At 56.2% G+C, this 14,778-nt stretch carries 12 protein-coding genes and 3 pseudogenes; 5 read left to right on the forward strand and 10 right to left on the reverse strand.

The window, feature by feature from the left end; translation table 11 throughout:
* Nucleotides 1-176 (forward strand): annotated as a pseudogene (locus ACFFAR_RS09530) (IS3 family transposase); the annotation flags it as partial.
* Between the two features lie 494 nt (nucleotides 177-670).
* Here the strand turns inward: ACFFAR_RS09530 and ACFFAR_RS09535 are convergent.
* Nucleotides 671-1,639, reverse strand: a pseudogene (locus ACFFAR_RS09535) (alpha/beta hydrolase family protein); the annotation flags it as partial.
* Nucleotides 1,640-1,695: 56 nt separating this feature from the next.
* Here ACFFAR_RS09535 and ACFFAR_RS09540 point away from each other — a divergent pair.
* From ACFFAR_RS09540 to ACFFAR_RS09550, 3 genes are all read left to right on the forward strand, one after another.
* A complete protein-coding gene (locus tag ACFFAR_RS09540; protein ID WP_375507813.1) occupies nucleotides 1,696-1,971 on the forward strand; it encodes an ATP-binding cassette domain-containing protein in 276 nt (91 codons plus the stop codon).
* Between the two features lie 134 nt (nucleotides 1,972-2,105).
* On the forward strand, nucleotides 2,106-2,948 hold the full coding sequence (locus ACFFAR_RS09545; protein WP_174364623.1) for an SDR family NAD(P)-dependent oxidoreductase: 843 nt from the start codon (nucleotides 2,106-2,108) through the stop codon (nucleotides 2,946-2,948).
* Between the two features lie 130 nt (nucleotides 2,949-3,078).
* Complete coding sequence (locus ACFFAR_RS09550; protein WP_174364624.1) at nucleotides 3,079-3,864, forward strand: FCD domain-containing protein; 786 nt, start codon at nucleotides 3,079-3,081, stop codon at nucleotides 3,862-3,864.
* A 228-nt stretch (nucleotides 3,865-4,092) separates the two neighbouring features.
* On the opposite strand, the pseudogene ACFFAR_RS09555 reads toward ACFFAR_RS09550, so the two are convergent.
* From ACFFAR_RS09555 to ACFFAR_RS09590, 8 genes and pseudogenes are all read right to left on the reverse strand, one after another.
* Nucleotides 4,093-4,260: pseudogene (locus ACFFAR_RS09555) on the reverse strand (transposase); the annotation flags it as partial.
* A gap of 138 nt (nucleotides 4,261-4,398) precedes the next feature.
* Entirely contained in the window at nucleotides 4,399-5,247 is an 849-nt protein-coding gene (locus tag ACFFAR_RS09560) for an SDR family oxidoreductase (RefSeq protein WP_375507808.1), read from the reverse strand.
* Nucleotides 5,248-5,321: 74 nt separating this feature from the next.
* The gene (locus ACFFAR_RS09565) at nucleotides 5,322-6,083 is read right to left on the reverse strand and encodes an SDR family oxidoreductase (protein ID WP_174363027.1); all 762 of its coding nucleotides are present in this window, start codon (nucleotides 6,081-6,083) and stop codon (nucleotides 5,322-5,324) included.
* 29 nt (nucleotides 6,084-6,112) lie between these two features.
* Complete coding sequence (locus tag ACFFAR_RS09570) at nucleotides 6,113-6,856, reverse strand: SDR family oxidoreductase (RefSeq protein WP_375507809.1); 744 nt, start codon at nucleotides 6,854-6,856, stop codon at nucleotides 6,113-6,115.
* Nucleotides 6,857-7,138: 282 nt separating this feature from the next.
* Nucleotides 7,139-8,719: an aldehyde dehydrogenase family protein gene (locus tag ACFFAR_RS09575; RefSeq protein ID WP_375507810.1), complete on the reverse strand. Its 1,581-nt coding sequence runs from the start codon at nucleotides 8,717-8,719 to the stop codon at nucleotides 7,139-7,141.
* Nucleotides 8,720-8,802: 83 nt separating this feature from the next.
* Nucleotides 8,803-9,087: a hypothetical protein gene (locus tag ACFFAR_RS09580; RefSeq protein WP_174363029.1), complete on the reverse strand. Its 285-nt coding sequence runs from the start codon at nucleotides 9,085-9,087 to the stop codon at nucleotides 8,803-8,805.
* A gap of 3 nt (nucleotides 9,088-9,090) precedes the next feature.
* Nucleotides 9,091-10,347 carry an MFS transporter gene (locus tag ACFFAR_RS09585; protein WP_174363030.1) on the reverse strand — a complete coding sequence of 419 codons (1,257 nt, stop codon included), beginning with the start codon at nucleotides 10,345-10,347 and terminating at the stop codon, nucleotides 9,091-9,093.
* A 229-nt stretch (nucleotides 10,348-10,576) separates the two neighbouring features.
* Nucleotides 10,577-11,368, reverse strand: coding sequence for a carboxymuconolactone decarboxylase family protein (locus ACFFAR_RS09590; RefSeq protein WP_174363031.1), 792 nt, complete (start codon nucleotides 11,366-11,368; stop codon nucleotides 10,577-10,579).
* 287 nt (nucleotides 11,369-11,655) lie between these two features.
* Here ACFFAR_RS09590 and ACFFAR_RS09595 point away from each other — a divergent pair, with 287 nt between their 5' ends.
* Entirely contained in the window at nucleotides 11,656-12,564 is a 909-nt protein-coding gene (locus ACFFAR_RS09595) for an AraC family transcriptional regulator N-terminal domain-containing protein (RefSeq protein WP_375507811.1), read from the forward strand.
* 746 nt (nucleotides 12,565-13,310) lie between these two features.
* Here the strand turns inward: ACFFAR_RS09595 and ACFFAR_RS09600 are convergent.
* A complete protein-coding gene (locus ACFFAR_RS09600; RefSeq protein ID WP_375507812.1) occupies nucleotides 13,311-14,501 on the reverse strand; it encodes a porin in 1,191 nt (396 codons plus the stop codon).
* Nucleotides 14,502-14,778: the final 277 nt, after the last annotated feature.

Below are 14,778 nucleotides of genomic sequence, written 5' to 3' on the forward strand. Positions count from 1 at the left end.
GCTCAAAAACGAACTCGTGCATCACCGCCGGTTCACGACGCGCGCCGAGGCCCGGAAGGCCATCACCGAATACATCGAGATCTTCTACAACCGGCAACGCAATCAGGCCCGTCTTGACTATCTGTCGCCTGCTGCCTTCGTGCAGTCGATTTTATAAAACGCGACTCGCGGCTTAATCCATTGCTCTCCACTATTGACGACCGACCTCACAAGAAATGTGGCGCATTGTTCCGCACAACCTTAAATTACGACAAGTGATCCGCAAGGGCTCTGACAGCAGGTGTTACAAGGGGGCGTTTGATCCGAATCCAATCGAAGCGTACCGGAAGCAAAAGCTGTCGCAAGCGAAGCATACGCGAAAGGCGGCGACCAAGTTAGCGCAGGCGATGCGCGCGCTGACGCCGACATCGATGGTACACCCCCCTGCCGGGTCACCGAAGGCCCAAGACAAGCAACGCGGTGTGGTTGCGCAAGCGCCGCCGGCGGTTTCCGAGATGGATTGCCCTTGAGACGTTGCTCGCGCCGATTGCTAAAGCACGCAGGCTAGTCGTCCAAGATATAGCGCAAGTATCCGCCGATGGACAGACATCGAGGGAAGTCAAGAAGCCTATTTAACGGGCTTCTTGGGTGCCCACTTGTCGAACGCCGTCAGGCGATTTTGATCGACGAACTACAGCTTTTTGGCCAGCCAATCAAACATGAACGGCACTGACAGAGACCAATTGTCGTAGTTGCAATGAACTGCGCCGCCTTCTTCGCCACCCCAGAGCTTTAACACCTTATCGGTACTGCCGATCTCGTTGAAAAGTCGTTCCGCGCCAGAAACGTTCATCACAACGTCATTAACGCCGTGCGAGATTAGCGTCGGACACTTGATCTGGTGGGCACATTTCGAGAGGTTAAAGTCTTCGAGCTTCTCGCGCGCTTGCTCGTCGTTGTCAACACCTAAGATCCATTGGATCTGTCCACGTATGGCCGGGTACCATTCATAAAGTTCGGTTAAAATATCGTAGCACGCGCACCAGAGGACGAGCGCCTTAATACGCGGTTCGTATGCGGTGCCGCGTGGCGCATAATAGCCCGCCATACTCACTCCCACACATCCAATTCGGTCCGGGTCTACTTCAGGCCGCGCAGACAGATAGTCGATGGCTGCTTTAACCGGTACCTCGTAATCCGGGCGCGAATAAATCTGCTTCATTCGGAGGCTCGAACCCCGCCCCGGAGTATCCAGGAGCAGCACCGCGATTCCACGATCTAGGAGGTCGCGAACCCCCCAAAAGTACAATTCCTCGGCCAGCGAATCAGCGCCGCCAAGCATCAAAACGGCCGGCGTTCGCTCGTTCGCGTGCGGTACCGGACAAAAATATCCATCATAGACATCATCTCCGCATTTGACCTGCACACATTGCACGTTGTGCGGATCGTAAGTGAGCGCTTCTTTGAAACACGCCGCAACCTTTACAAAATTGGATCGTTTACGCGCGTCTTTTCCAGACAGGAAAAAGTCTGCGTGTCGATAATAATTCGACGCGCGGAACAATTGGTCGCGCGCGGTCAACTCTGAACCCTCCGACAAGGCTTTGCGAGCAAGCGCCTCCGTGCGTTCCCCCAGAGAAAACCATTCCTTGAACCAGCTCTCATAGCCGAGGGTTTTTTGACATGGGTAAGCTCGCGAAGCTTCGCAAGAAGATCATGATATCGAGGCAGGATGCGATTGACGATGCAGACGGGTGGCGCAAGCGATTAGCTATTCGCGCCTTCAGCGCCCACGTAAAGGTCGTCGAACTCTCAAGTGGGAACCAGCAGGAGGTAGTCATAGCGAAAGCGTTGGCCCAAGATCCAGAGTTGATCATTTTCGACGAGACGACGCGCGGTGTTACGCGGAGCGATTGCAGAGATACACGGCCTGATCGCGCGGCTCGCGGATCAAGGCAAGGCCGTGGTGGTGATTTCCTCATACTAGTTTGAAGTTCTCAAGATATCCGATCTCATCCTAGTGGGCCGCCAAGGGCCGATAGTCGAAGAGTTTTCCACGTCCGATGCGAACGAAGAGGAGATTACGCTCGCGTCGATGCATTGATCACGACCACCGGAGTTCCTTGATGGAATTGTTACTCGATAAAGTTGCCGTTGTCACCGGAGCATCGAGCGGGCTCGGCCGCGAACTCGCCATTTGCTGCGCGAAGCGTGGCATGAAAGTAATGCTGTCCGATCGCGATGCCGGCGGCCTGGTCGAAACCGTAGCGTTGTGCCGAGAACAGAGCGGCGTTGAGCTGGAAATGCACGTCTGCGACATCGCGCTAAATTCCGGCGTCGAATCGATGCGAGACGCGACGGTGAACGCGTTCGGCGCAGCTCACCTGGTGTTTAACTGTGCCGGGGTTCTCTCCATGGGCCCCGTATGGGAAGTTACGCCTGACGAATGGCAGCGTGTCATTGGTGTCAATCTCGCGGCCGTAGCGTGGGTTGTGCGGGCGTTTGTCCCGATAATGATTGCGCAATACGTAGGGCATTTCGTGAACGTGGCGTCGGCGGCGGCCTGGTTCGCAACGCCCGGCCTCGGTTTGTATAACGCGACGAAGAGTGCAGTTGTATCGTTCTCGGAAACGCTACATCATGACCTGCGCGTTCGTGGCTTGGCGATCGGCGTCACCGTTGTATCGCCGGCATTTTTTCCCAGTAACATCGCGCGGGATCTGTCCGCGTCGATCCGAAGCGACGCTGATGCGAGGCGCAATCTCGAGACTGCGATCGCTCGAGGGAAGGTGTCGGCACAGATGATCGCCGAAATGACTGTCGACGCTGTTAGTGACGATCAGTTTTACGTCTTTCCGCATGCAAAAGTCCTTCCGGCCGCGCAGGAGCGTATTAGCATGACGGTCCGGGGCGCTCTGCCGTTCAACCCCTATGCAGCCGCGCGCGAAACTCCTACCGCTGCGTCGTGACTTGGGAAAGCGTTGCGGGCATATTGGTCTCGACATTCGAGTACCCTATTTGGCGGATTCACGCCCCGTCTACGTGAGGCCGCGTGATCGCGATGATAGAGTGTTGATCTGTCAGGATGGAGAGCAAAAGATGGCCATAATCGATTCGCCGTTTGACCGAATTAATAAAGTACCGGCCTACCGAGTGCTTGCGGAGTTGATGACTGAGCGCATTCTCGATGGGCGGCTCAAGGAAGGCGACCAGTTGCCAACGGAAGCTCAACTCTGCGAGGCCTTCGGTGTGAACCGCTCAACGGTTCGAGAAGGTATTCGCGTCCTCGAAGAGGCAAATCTGTTACGGCGCGAGAGTGCCAAAAAAATGATCGTAACTCGACCTTCCCACGATGAAATTAGTGGTCAGGTCGAACGAATGCTTGTACTCCATCAGATCTCATTTTCTGAGTTGTGCGACGCCATGCTGGTGCTCGAACCCGCAGTCGCGAAGTTGGCAGCGGGCTTGTATGATGGTGAGCTTCTCTCGAAACTGGAGCAGAACGTAGTACTCACCGCGGCAGCGGTGAAGGCAGGAGATTCCGTTGTGTCACTCGATATTGAGTTCCACCGTATCGTAGCGGCAATGTCGACAAATCGAGCGCTCATCTTAGCGCGCGAGCCAATGAGCCGTCTCTTTTATCCCGCTTTCAGTGCGGTCATGACCAATGTTCCAGTCGCCGGCAAGCGATTGCTGGACGCCCATCGCGCGGTTCTTGGTGCCATCAAGGCCAAAGACGCTGCGGGTGCCGAGGAATGGATGCGTAAGCACATCAAAGACTTCCACCGCGGCTATCATGCGACCCGACTGGACAACGAGGCCGCATCCACTGCCCCGAGCCTGCAAACGCGGCCAGCCAAACGGATGAAGACTGCAAAAGCGTGAAGGGAGACGCTGGCACCGTTGATACGACGGTCACACCTACGTATGACGGATCTGCATGAGCTTTTTGACCCGGAAGAGGTGCACTGTGCTCACGAGACGTTCGCAGCGAAGCCGCATTGAAACTCTTGATGGGCCATCGAGCATGCACAGTCGCTTATACAATTATGAGATGGATGCGGTAGTCCGGAGAAGGCCTTAAGAAGTGCGTTTTAATGGATATCAAAGGTCAGAGCCGTTGAGCGTCCCCACGTCATGCGCTTTCACCCAGTTACGTAGCGTCTGATGTGAAATCCCCAATTCTCGCGCTACGTCGCGAATGTTTTGCCCGTCCTTCAGCCGCTTTACCGCCAGCTTCGTGAACTCTGTCATGTATTCCCGCTTCGGTATCTTCAACATCGGTTTTCTTCCATTTAATCGAGTTTATACACGACCTCATGGAAGACAAAATTTCAGGAAACCTTAGGGTTTGATTGCGCTTGCTGCCGAGCGCCATCACGACAGCAAGCAGAACATCCGCATTCTGATTGCATTTGGTCAGCTGGGAAAGTCCGTTGCCTCCGATGAGCCTTTCCAGATCTTCATCTCGTCGCCTATCGCTAGCATTTTCTGTTGCGCAAGTTCGTTGGCGATGAAGCCGGCAAACAGATGGAGTGGCGGTACGACGCTATCGGCGGCTTGCATGATCAGCGAGGCCAGCCGCTCTGGATCGCCTGACTGATTGCCCGCGTAGGTTCCAAGGTGGAGGTCCAGCGAGGCCTGGGCCTCTTTATAGTCATCGATCTGATGTTGAGACACTACCAGCGATCCGCTGGAAAGGAAGTCGGTGCGTACCGGCCCGGGATAGAGGATGGTGGCTTTGATGCCCAGTTCAGCGACCTCAGCCGCCAACGATTCAGTCATACCAGCCAGGGCGAACTTGCTGGCCACGTAGCTGCCCCAACCCGCAAAGCCGCCCTGGAATCCAACAATAGAAGCGACGTTGATAATATGGCCCGCCCGCTGGCGCCGAAGGTGCGGCAACACATAGTGCACCACGTTAAACGGTGCGAAAAAGTTCACCTCAAAGTTGTTACGCAGCTCCGAATCTGACAGTGCCTCAATTGTGCCCTGCTGTCCGTAGCCTGCGTTGTTGACAACGACGTTGAGATGACCAAACGCGGTAATTGTTTGGTCTACCGCAGACTGTATGCTCTTTGCGTTCGTCAGATCCACTTCTAGCAAGAGCAAGCGACTTGAGGCCGGACCGAGAGCCGCTTCAAGCGAATGGAGCGTTCGCGAGGTTGCGGCGACACGGTCGCCGCGTGCCAACAGTTGGCGCGCTAGTGTTTGGCCTATGCCTTTAGATGCGCCGGTAATGAACCAGGTTTTGGGGGCTGCAGTCATGAAATTGCCTTTGTGTTCGAAACCAAGGGCGGGCTGAAGAGCCCGAAAGGGTACGTTTGTTCGTTACGTTGCAGTTACTTGAGTGCAACGCTCATCCCACCGTCGGCCATAACGACTGAGCCCACGAGGTAACTCGCTTTGTCCGAGGCCAAAAATGCAATCACTTCAGCAATCTCTTCAGGCTGCGCGGCCCGCTTAATCGGTGCGTTCTTGCCGTGCTCGGCAAGGAAGCCAGGGCCATCTGCATGAATGTGGTTGGTGATGTTGGTCACTACGTCACCCGAGCCTACTGCGTTGACGCGGATACCGTGGTCAATCGCCTCAAGGGAGAGCGCCCGAGTAAGTTGCGCAAGTGCTCCCTTGGAAGCCGCGTACGCGGCGATGGTGGGGAACGCCTGATAGCAAGCGTAGGAGCCAACATTGACGATTGCGCCTTGTTTCGCAGGGATCATGGCCCGCATCGCCTCACGGGAAAACAAAAATGCGCCGGTCGCATTGACAGCTAGGATTCCGTTCCAGTCGTCGAGTGTCATGTCTACAACGGGCTTGTTAATGATGATGCCCGCATTGTTCACTAAAATATCCAGCTTCCCAAAGGTCTCTATCGCCAAGGCCACCGCACGCACGACGCTATCTTCCTCTGCCACGTCGGCAAGGAATGGAACGATGCCAGGACGCGCGAGCGTTTCAATATCTGAACTCCTGTCCACGGCGATCACTTTTGCGCCTCGTTCATGCAAAAGCTTCGTCGTCGCGAGGCCTATTCCACTTGCCGCACCTGTTACAAGCGCGACCTTTCCACTGAACGTTGTTTCGTTTGAGATGCTGGTTGACATACTTTTCTCCGTTTCCGGTTTGCAGTTAGTTAATAGGGGCTGGCCGTTGGGCGCACCACAATCTCACTTACATCTACGTCATTGGACTGCTCGATGGCATAGGCAACTGCACGTGCAATTGCATTAGCCGGTAATGCGATGCGGCGGAATTCAAGCATTGCCGTACGTGCTGCATCGTCGGAGATCGAGTCGGCCAGTTCGGACTCGACTACACCGGGGCAGATCACGGTCACGCGGATCCGATTGTTCTCTTGGCGCAGTCCGTCTGAAATGGCGCGCACTGCAAATTTCGTCGCGCAGTACACCGCCGCCGTGGGCGAAACAGCTAATCCGCCAATGGAAGAAACGTTGATCACCTGCCCATGTCCCTGTGCTTGCATGGTGGGTAACACTGCTGCGATGCCATGTAGCACACCGCGGATATTTACGTCGATCATACGATTCCACTCGTCTACTTTAAGCGCATCTAGCGGCGACAATGGCATGACACCGGCATTGTTGACGATGACGTCAATCCGACCGAAAGTTTCTATAGCGCACTCGACGAAGCTGTTCACATCTGCCAGGGAGGTAACGTCCAGTGCGCGGTAGTGCACCGAGCCGCCTTTGGCCTGGATTTCGGCGGCCAATGCAGCCAGCCGATCGGTCCGTCGTGCGCCGACTACAAGGTGATGTCCTTGGTCGGCGAGAAGACGCGCGGTGGCTTCACCAATGCCGCTGCTTGCTCCCGTAACAAGAATGACCTTTGGCTCATTGGTTGTGGACATGTTCATTATCCTTTGTCGATAATTTATGTTGATTGCTTGCCGCTAGAGAACCGTTGCGGCGTAATCGATCACACCGCGCGGAAATCGCCGACGGCAGTGAATCCGTCGGCATTGTTGTTTCGGTGTGGCGTCTACTCATGCAATTGCTCGCATATGGAGCGTTCTCGTGCGAATCGCGTGCATCGACATAGCGGCCGTCCGACAAATGCGATCGCGGATATCGCGGTCGGCTGTTGCCCATGCGAATACGTTCATGTGCGCGTGAAACTCGTGCGTTGCTTATCGAACTCAGGCGAGAGGAATGCTGATCGTCTTCGTTTCGAGATAGCCTTCCAAGCCGTCCCGGCCTCCCTCGCGGCCAAGGCCAGATGTTTTGTAGCCGCCAAACGGCGCGGTCGGGACAGCGACGTAGAGGCTGTTGATCCCGACAGTCCCGGTACGCAGCCGTCTGCCAACCCGCATTGCCCTTGAGATATCATGCGTATAGACGCCCGCAGATAAGCCGTATTCGGAGGCATTCGCCATGCGCACAGCGTCATCTTCCGTGTCAAACGGAATCACCGCCAGCACAGGTCCAAACACTTCTTCGTGCGCAATCGTCATCGATTCGGTGACGTCCGCAAACAGTGTCGGCTCAACCCAATTGCCGCCGCCCGCAATCTCGATCCGGTGGCCGCCTGTCACAAGTTGCGCGCCTTGCTCAATGGCGCCGTCGATCAGTTCGGTCACGCGGCTTGTCGCTGCCGCGTTAATCAGGGGAATCGAGGTTACGGCCGGGTCGAACGAATCGCCCAGACGGACATTTTTGATTTGGGCCGCTGCAGCGTCAACGAACTCCCGGTACACATTGCGCTGGACGAGTGCCCGGGTTTGCGTTGAACATAGCTGGCCGGACAGGCCTATCGAAACGAGGCTCATCACGTAGCTCGCCACTCCCTGCACGTCAGCCACGTCGTCGAACACAATGGCCGGACTCTTGCCACCCAACTCCAACTGGACTCGTTTCAAGCCGGGGGCGCCGGCAGCGAGAATTTGCTCGCCCACAGAGCGCCGTCCGGTAAATGCGACCTTGTCAACCGAAGGGTGCGCAACAAGCGCCCGAGCGGTGCTAGCCGTTCCTGGAAGGAGATTAAATACACCGGGCGGCAAATCGAGTTGTTCGATAAGCCGTGTGTAGAAAGCGGCGACATTGCTAGCGTACTCAGACGGCTTGAACACGACTGTGCAGCCAGCAGCAAGCGCGGGCGCGACCTTTTGCGCAAACTGCATGACCGGGGCATTGAATGGAGTGATCGCGGCAACCACGCCAACTGGCTCTTTAAGCGTGAACATTTGCGAATTGGCCTGCGCCGCATATACGGGCGGCGCTACTCCATCGAGCTTATCGATCCAGCCACCGAAGTAATCGAAGACGTCTGCTGCAAAAGACGCAGAGAAACGGAAGCCGCGACCGACGCTGATGGGAATACCGTTATCGATGGACTGAAGTTGCGCAAGCTCCGTTTCGTGCGCGCGCAGCAGGTCGCCCATTGGACGCAGCGCCAGTCGGCGCTCGCGCGCTGTCATGCGGGACCATGGGCCCGTGTCAAAGGCCTTTCTAGCCGCACGAACGGCGAGGTCGACCTCATCGGAAGAACTCACGGGTATCTTAAAGTCAGCTTCGTTGGTCGCGGGGTGGATATGCTGCCAGCGCTCGTCTGTGGCAGCGTCGCGCCACCTCCCGTCGATATAGGTGCGGGTCAGGATTGCCTCTATCGAGTGCGCGCGCTCTATCATCGATATCGAACCCGGACCTCGGGTGACGCGCACTCCAGCTGGCGTGCGCACGTCAAAATGATCGGCTGAGAGTTGCGGCTTAAACGTGTTCATGGTGTCGATCCCATTGCTAATTTGAGGTAAAGCAACGCCGAGACGAAGAAACGTCCCATGGTGATAAAACTGCCAGACTTGCACTACGTGCGGCAGAAACCTGCATAGGGTTTTAACGGCGTCACCTCGTCAATCGTGACCAGCCCTGCAGAAACGAGCGGCAGAGACTCGACCGAATGCACCGCATGCGCCCCGTCATCCGCCTCGACAAGCATGACGGCACCGGGTCGATCGTAGCGATGCCAGATGTGACGGACGACCTCGGTCGCATAGAGATGTCGGAGTTGTGCCTCTTCGCCTTGCAATGCCGCCGGCGATACCCGACTTTCAAACTCCGCAGTGCGACTGGTTTGAATTAAGAACTGCATGGATTACCTCTCGGATTCGAAGTGTTGCGCAGCGAATGCCTGCGCAGGACTGGCCAAGAATTTCGACATAGTTATTAAAAGAGCCCCTGCGCCGAGGATCGCGCATACGAACTTGACGATCACACCGAAACCGAAATCGAGTCCGGTCATTTGACTAACAAGTTGTCCACAGATGCTGCCTCCAGCGAACATTGAGAATGCGTACAGTGACGTGGCCACACCTCGGTTTTCAGTCACAGACTCGCTGATTAATTCGACTAAAGCGGGCGCTGCCATAACAATGCCGCCGAGAAACAGCAGCATCACGGCTCCCAATAGAACGATGTTTCCGTCCGCGAAACTTGATGCCAGTGCTGTCCCCGCTGCGAGAGCCATGCCCGTCACCACCCGGACCCGCGGAGTGAGGAAAGCAATGTAGGGCGCGAGCAGCGGGACGGCGATCATCGCGGGAAGCCCGGACAAGCGCAGGGCAAGCAGCGCATGCGCGTCGGCCACGCCCCTTGCGAGACCGGCCAGGGCGATCGCACTGTAGATTCCGACGAAGCCACCGAGCAAGGTCATTGTCGCGAGATAGATCGCGACGAGTCGTGGCTGAGACAACAACCGCGGCATCGCCTGAAACGCCGCGACGATGCTTGTTTTGTATTCAGCGCGACTGCCCTGCAGGGTGAACCACGCAACAGATCCGGTCACCAGCATGAGTGCTGCGCATATCAGGAACAAGGCCTGCCAGTTCAGTCTGCTGACGATCAACTGCGAACAAACCTGCATGACAACGGCCGCCGCCAGCAAACTGCTTGCCAAAAAGCTCAGTGCCAGCGACCGACGCTCGGGTCGAACATGGTTCGCGACATACGAGTACGCTGCCGGCGTGAACATGGCAGACAAAAATCCCTGGAGCACGCGCATTTCGATCGCCACCTTAATGTCGACCGCCGTCGCGACGAGAGCGGTGGCGGCGGCGGCCAAGACGAGGCCGAACGAGATCATGGTTCGCGCGCCGTATCGGTCGGTCAGGGGACCCGCCACTAGAAAGCCGACGGCGTATGCGAAACCGAATGCCGTTGAAGTCCAGGCTACGGCGCGGGGCGCGACGCCGAAGGTCGCCCCCATCGCCCCGTAGAGCGGCAGCACCGCGTACATCTGGCCGACCACAAGAAACGCCGCGAAGACAAGCAGGGCGAGTGTCGGGCCTGTTTGCGCCCACTGTACGGCGGGAGCCGAACGTCGAGCGCTAAGGGCGCTAGAGGGCTTGATCATGACATTACCTTTCTTAAAGTTGTCTGAGACGAAGAAACAGCGACCTTATTGCCCCAATCAACCGTTAAGGCCCTTCGCATCGATCGAGAAGGTTGACCGCAATAGCGGCACTCATCGCTCGTTATGTCTATTGATGCGTGGCGTCACCCGAGCGACTTCGATGGGTAAGCTCTTCTTTGATAGATCGCACACGGCACGGTCAATGGGTCGATGATTGGTTGCAACCGCCTCAGTGGTGTCGGCCCGCATCGCGATCCGCGAGGACGTCGCGTGCGACCAGGGCGGCATTAATGGCGCGCGGAAAGCCAGCGTAGGCGGCTACCTGGATGATTGTTTCGACAAGCTGCTCCCGGCTCCCTCCGACATTCAGGAAGCCGTGCATGTGCACCTTCAGTTGCGGCATCGCCGAGCCCATCGCAGCCAACGCCGCAACCGTCGCGAGTTCGCGCAGAAACAAATTGAGACCGGGACGCGTGTAGATCTCGCCGAATGCGAATTCGACGATGAAACGGCCGAGGTCCGGAGAAATGTCGCTTAGCGAGTCGATCACCCGAGTTCCTACTGCACCATCGATCTCATTCAAAGCCGATAAACCGGCCTTGAACCGAGACTCCGGTGGTTCGGCCAGACTGGTTGGCACGGCGACAATCCCTTTGTTGCGAAAAACCTCCCTGACGGCTGAGACACCATTCAGTGCAGCCGGAAAGCCGGCGTAGACGACAAGATGGGTCATCAATTCCACTAACTGAGAGGGTGTATATCCAACGTTCAAGGCACCAGCGATATGAAATTTGAGCTGCGACTCGAGCCCACCCATCGCTGCAAGCGCAGCCACCGTGACGATCTGGCGATCTTCCACGCTCAGTCCCTCACGTGTATAGATCTCGCCGTACACGAAGCTGATTGCAAAGCCCGCAAGGTCGGGCGCAATATCTTTCAGCGCCTCGACGATGGAGGGTTCGGATGTCCCCTCGATAAGAGCAAGCTTTTCTCGGCCACTCGACATCATGCATACGTTCATAAGTATTCTCCAGTAAAGGCGACCAGAAATTCAGCAACTGAAAACCTGGCGCGCGAGCGGGACGTCCTTTCCCACAGATGGTTGACAGGCATATGCAGCAAGTTAGACCATGTTAGGAGTGGCCTCCTGATATGCGAATACACAGAGCTATTAGCTTGTTGCCTATTCCTATATTCATAATTTGTATGGTCGACACCTCGGTCAATATTGATGGACAATTCCTATCGACAAATCTCTAAAGCGAGCGTGTAAGCATGAGTGTCGCCAACGTCCCGGACCCCCTCCGTATGACTCAACTGCTGGCAAAATTGGCGCCGAATGAGGGCTACACCCTGTCGGCCCTCGACGGCGTGCGCTTCATGCGCTCCAACCGGCCCTTGGGCCGTACGCCCGTGTTGTACGAGCCGAGCATCGTAATCGTCTGCCAGGGTCGCAAACGAGGTTTCCTGGCAGACGAAATTTTTGTCTACGATGCCCAGCATTATTTGGTACTGTCGGTGCCGCTGCCTTTCTCCACCGAAACGGAGGCCAGCGAATTTGAGCCAATGCTGGCCGTCTCCCTGCGCCTCGATCTAGCTGCAGTAGCAGACATGGTATTGGTCATCGATCAGATGCAAGACCATACGAACATTGCGCCACGCGGCATGGTTTCCACGCCACTCGGGCGGCCGTTGGCTAATGCGACGCTGCGTCTGCTTGAGGCTTTGGCCTCTCCGATGGAAGCAAGGGTCCTCGGGCCCGCCATCGTGCGTGAAATATGTTTTCGTGTACTGGTTGGAGAACAGGGCGGCGCCATGCGTGCAGCTCTAGCGCACCAAGGGCCGTTCGGCAAGATCGCTAAGGCACTACGGCGCATCCACGCGGACTATGCCGACGCCCTTGATGTCACCTGTTTAGCGAGCGACGTGGGCATGAGCGTGCCGGCCTTTCATGCGCATTTCAAGATTGTTACTCAGAACTCGCCGATCCAGTACATCAAGTCGACGCGGCTACATCAAGCCCGGCTCATGATGATTCGCGACGGCCTATCCGCAGCGGCAGCCTCGACTCGTGTCGGCTATGAAAGTCCCTCGCAATTCAGTCGCGAGTTCAAACGGCTCTTCGGACGAAGCCCCGTTGAAGAAGTGCGCAGTGTGAGAAGTTCTTTTGTTCTGTCGCCAGCAACGCAGGTCTCCGAATTCGCTATATCCCACTGACTAGAGGTATGGCCGGGATTCGTGAATATCTGAAGCTTAGGATATTTTTGAATCCCGGTCAGGCTTCACGATGCCGCTCGCGTCTTAGACGCCGCAGACTTCATTTCCGCATCCTAAAGGCTCTGCGGGTAATTGATCTGGTCGTTTCCCGGCTGGTATCCGTTTATTTCCAGATCCTTCAATTCCGCATTTTTCTTTGTGCGCGCAGCCTTACGGTCTGCTTTGCGTTACGATTTAGCGCTTGCCTTTGAGATGTTGGAGACAACAGGGGTATGCGAATTTTGAGCCATTGCTGAGGGCACGGACGCGCCGATCGAAGTGATTACAAGAAACGCGAGTGCAGACGCCCGAACGTTAAACATACAAAAGTCTCCTTAAGAAGCGGTTCTGTTAAGCGACGCCGCGATCGCGAACGCCGCGTTCCGGCATGCTCGCAAGTCCTCCTTTACCTTGATAGACGTGAGTCCTTTCAGCCAATTGAATGCCAGCGTGGCAACATACAACTTTTCTAAATTAAAAGTGGATGATGTCACCCAGGCATGAACCCTCGCTGCGATTTGTTGGTCAACCAACGTACAGCCTCATCCTTCCAATAATCAGTTCAAGCGACAATTCTGTCAAACTCATAACCGGATCACCTTAGTCCGCGTCGAATTTATCTTTTCAAGATTGGCATGCAGGGTCAAGCCTCCCTGTTGGCTAGCGAAACCCTTCTGGGCTTGCAGATCGAGCGGTATTGATGCCGTTTAGAATCTATGAGTCATGCCAACAATTGCCGCCAACTGATGATTGTTAGACGAGTAGGACGATCCGCTGAAGTCGGCAACAGCCTGTTTGCCTGTCGAATCGACGCCCGAAGCGGTTTCGAAGAAGCCAATTGCGTACACCGACGTCCGTTTAGACAAGAAGTAAGTTGTGCCCAAGTTAAACTGGTTGTACTTGGCACTCCCAACGCCGTCAGCACCGCTGTTATGCGTGTAAATGTAGGCACCGGCCACCGTCAGCGAAGGGGTCAACGCGTACTTCACGTTCAGCTCTCCAGAATTGAACGTTGCGGTGCCGCCGTTGTATTTAGTGCCGTAACCGCCCACCGCATTGACCGAGCCAAGGTTCTGGAATTGCGTGTTCGAGTACAGCAGGGCGATCGTTGCGGATCCTAGCACGTACGATCCGCCGGCCGTGATAATCTGCTGCGAGCCAGCCGACGCGTAGCCGCCGTAAATACGGCTTGGCATGTTGTTATTCCCGCCTGCGGCCGAAGTCGGCGTCGACGAATTGCCTTGGTCGCCGAAGGTTGCGTAGTACGGGTCCTTGGTGAAGTTGTAGCTTGCACCCAGCTTGAGCGGCCCGTTTGTGTACGACACGGCTGCGTCGGTGACTTCGTTCCTTGAGAACTGGCCGGCCTGGCCGCCCAGGCTGTACAGGACACCAATCGTGAGACCGCGGTAGTTAGGGCTCGTGTACTTAATCGCGTTCTGAACGCGGTTCGTCGTATCCAAGTTATCGACGTCGCCTGCTCGCGTACCATAGCCAAGACCAGATGCAGCCCAGTCAGCGCCGGACGCCAAGGAGGAGGTGGCATCGTTGCTTGCCGAATACTGACGACCCAGTGTCAACGTGCCGAATGTATCACTCTTCAAGCCTACGAAGGCCTTACGGCCAAACTCAAGGCCGCCTTGGCTGAGCGCGCCGGTGCCGAGGGTATAACCGTTTTCAAGAGTAAAGATTGCTTTGAGGCCCCCGCCCAGGTCTTCAGAACCCTGCAAACCCCAGCGCGATGAATTTGCGCTGGACAAGGCGTATTGCTTCGCACCCTTGACGTTGTTGTTAAAAAGAATACCGCCGTCGGCAATGCCGTACAGCGTCACGCTGCTTTGGGCAAAACAAGTCGCGCTAAAAAGCGTCAGTGCTCCGCCTACTGAACATACCTTTCTCATGCTGCTTCTCCATTGATGTGATAACGGGTTTTTATGGATTACTGCTATGTTGTAGTTGCTTCAAGGGCGAATACGCGTATCGACGCGTATTCAGAGCTTAATTAGAGCGAAAGCGCTTCAGCTCATGAGGGGCCGGTACTCACGCCCGGCCAACGCTGGGTCTGTAAGGGCATTAACAAAAACCGACCGGTCCCTAGGGAGTCTCAGCGGTGAACGGATGAGTGGTAGCTCGTGCTGGCCTCCGAGCCAGCCGTGTGGCGGCCTGGGAAGCTGGCGT

The sequence above is a fragment of the uncultured Caballeronia sp. genome, assembly GCF_964243625.1.
GTDB lineage: Bacteria > Pseudomonadota > Gammaproteobacteria > Burkholderiales > Burkholderiaceae > Caballeronia.

Excerpts from the sequence above, each read along its gene's own strand:
- ACFFAR_RS09540 (WP_375507813.1), top strand. The coding sequence starts at position 1,696 with ATGATATCGAGGCAGGATGCGATTGACGATGCAGACGGGTGGCGCAAG.
- ACFFAR_RS09545 (WP_174364623.1), top strand. The coding sequence starts at position 2,106 with ATGGAATTGTTACTCGATAAAGTTGCCGTTGTCACCGGAGCATCGAGC.
- ACFFAR_RS09550 (WP_174364624.1), top strand. The coding sequence starts at position 3,079 with ATGGCCATAATCGATTCGCCGTTTGACCGAATTAATAAAGTACCGGCC.
- ACFFAR_RS09560 (WP_375507808.1), bottom strand. The coding sequence starts at position 5,247 with ATGACTGCAGCCCCCAAAACCTGGTTCATTACCGGCGCATCTAAAGGC.
- ACFFAR_RS09565 (WP_174363027.1), bottom strand. The coding sequence starts at position 6,083 with ATGTCAACCAGCATCTCAAACGAAACAACGTTCAGTGGAAAGGTCGCG.
- ACFFAR_RS09570 (WP_375507809.1), bottom strand. The coding sequence starts at position 6,856 with ATGAACATGTCCACAACCAATGAGCCAAAGGTCATTCTTGTTACGGGA.
- ACFFAR_RS09575 (WP_375507810.1), bottom strand. The coding sequence starts at position 8,719 with ATGAACACGTTTAAGCCGCAACTCTCAGCCGATCATTTTGACGTGCGC.
- ACFFAR_RS09580 (WP_174363029.1), bottom strand. The coding sequence starts at position 9,087 with ATGCAGTTCTTAATTCAAACCAGTCGCACTGCGGAGTTTGAAAGTCGG.
- ACFFAR_RS09585 (WP_174363030.1), bottom strand. The coding sequence starts at position 10,347 with ATGATCAAGCCCTCTAGCGCCCTTAGCGCTCGACGTTCGGCTCCCGCC.
- ACFFAR_RS09590 (WP_174363031.1), bottom strand. The coding sequence starts at position 11,368 with ATGAACGTATGCATGATGTCGAGTGGCCGAGAAAAGCTTGCTCTTATC.
- ACFFAR_RS09595 (WP_375507811.1), top strand. The coding sequence starts at position 11,656 with ATGACTCAACTGCTGGCAAAATTGGCGCCGAATGAGGGCTACACCCTG.
- ACFFAR_RS09600 (WP_375507812.1), bottom strand. The coding sequence starts at position 14,501 with ATGAGAAAGGTATGTTCAGTAGGCGGAGCACTGACGCTTTTTAGCGCG.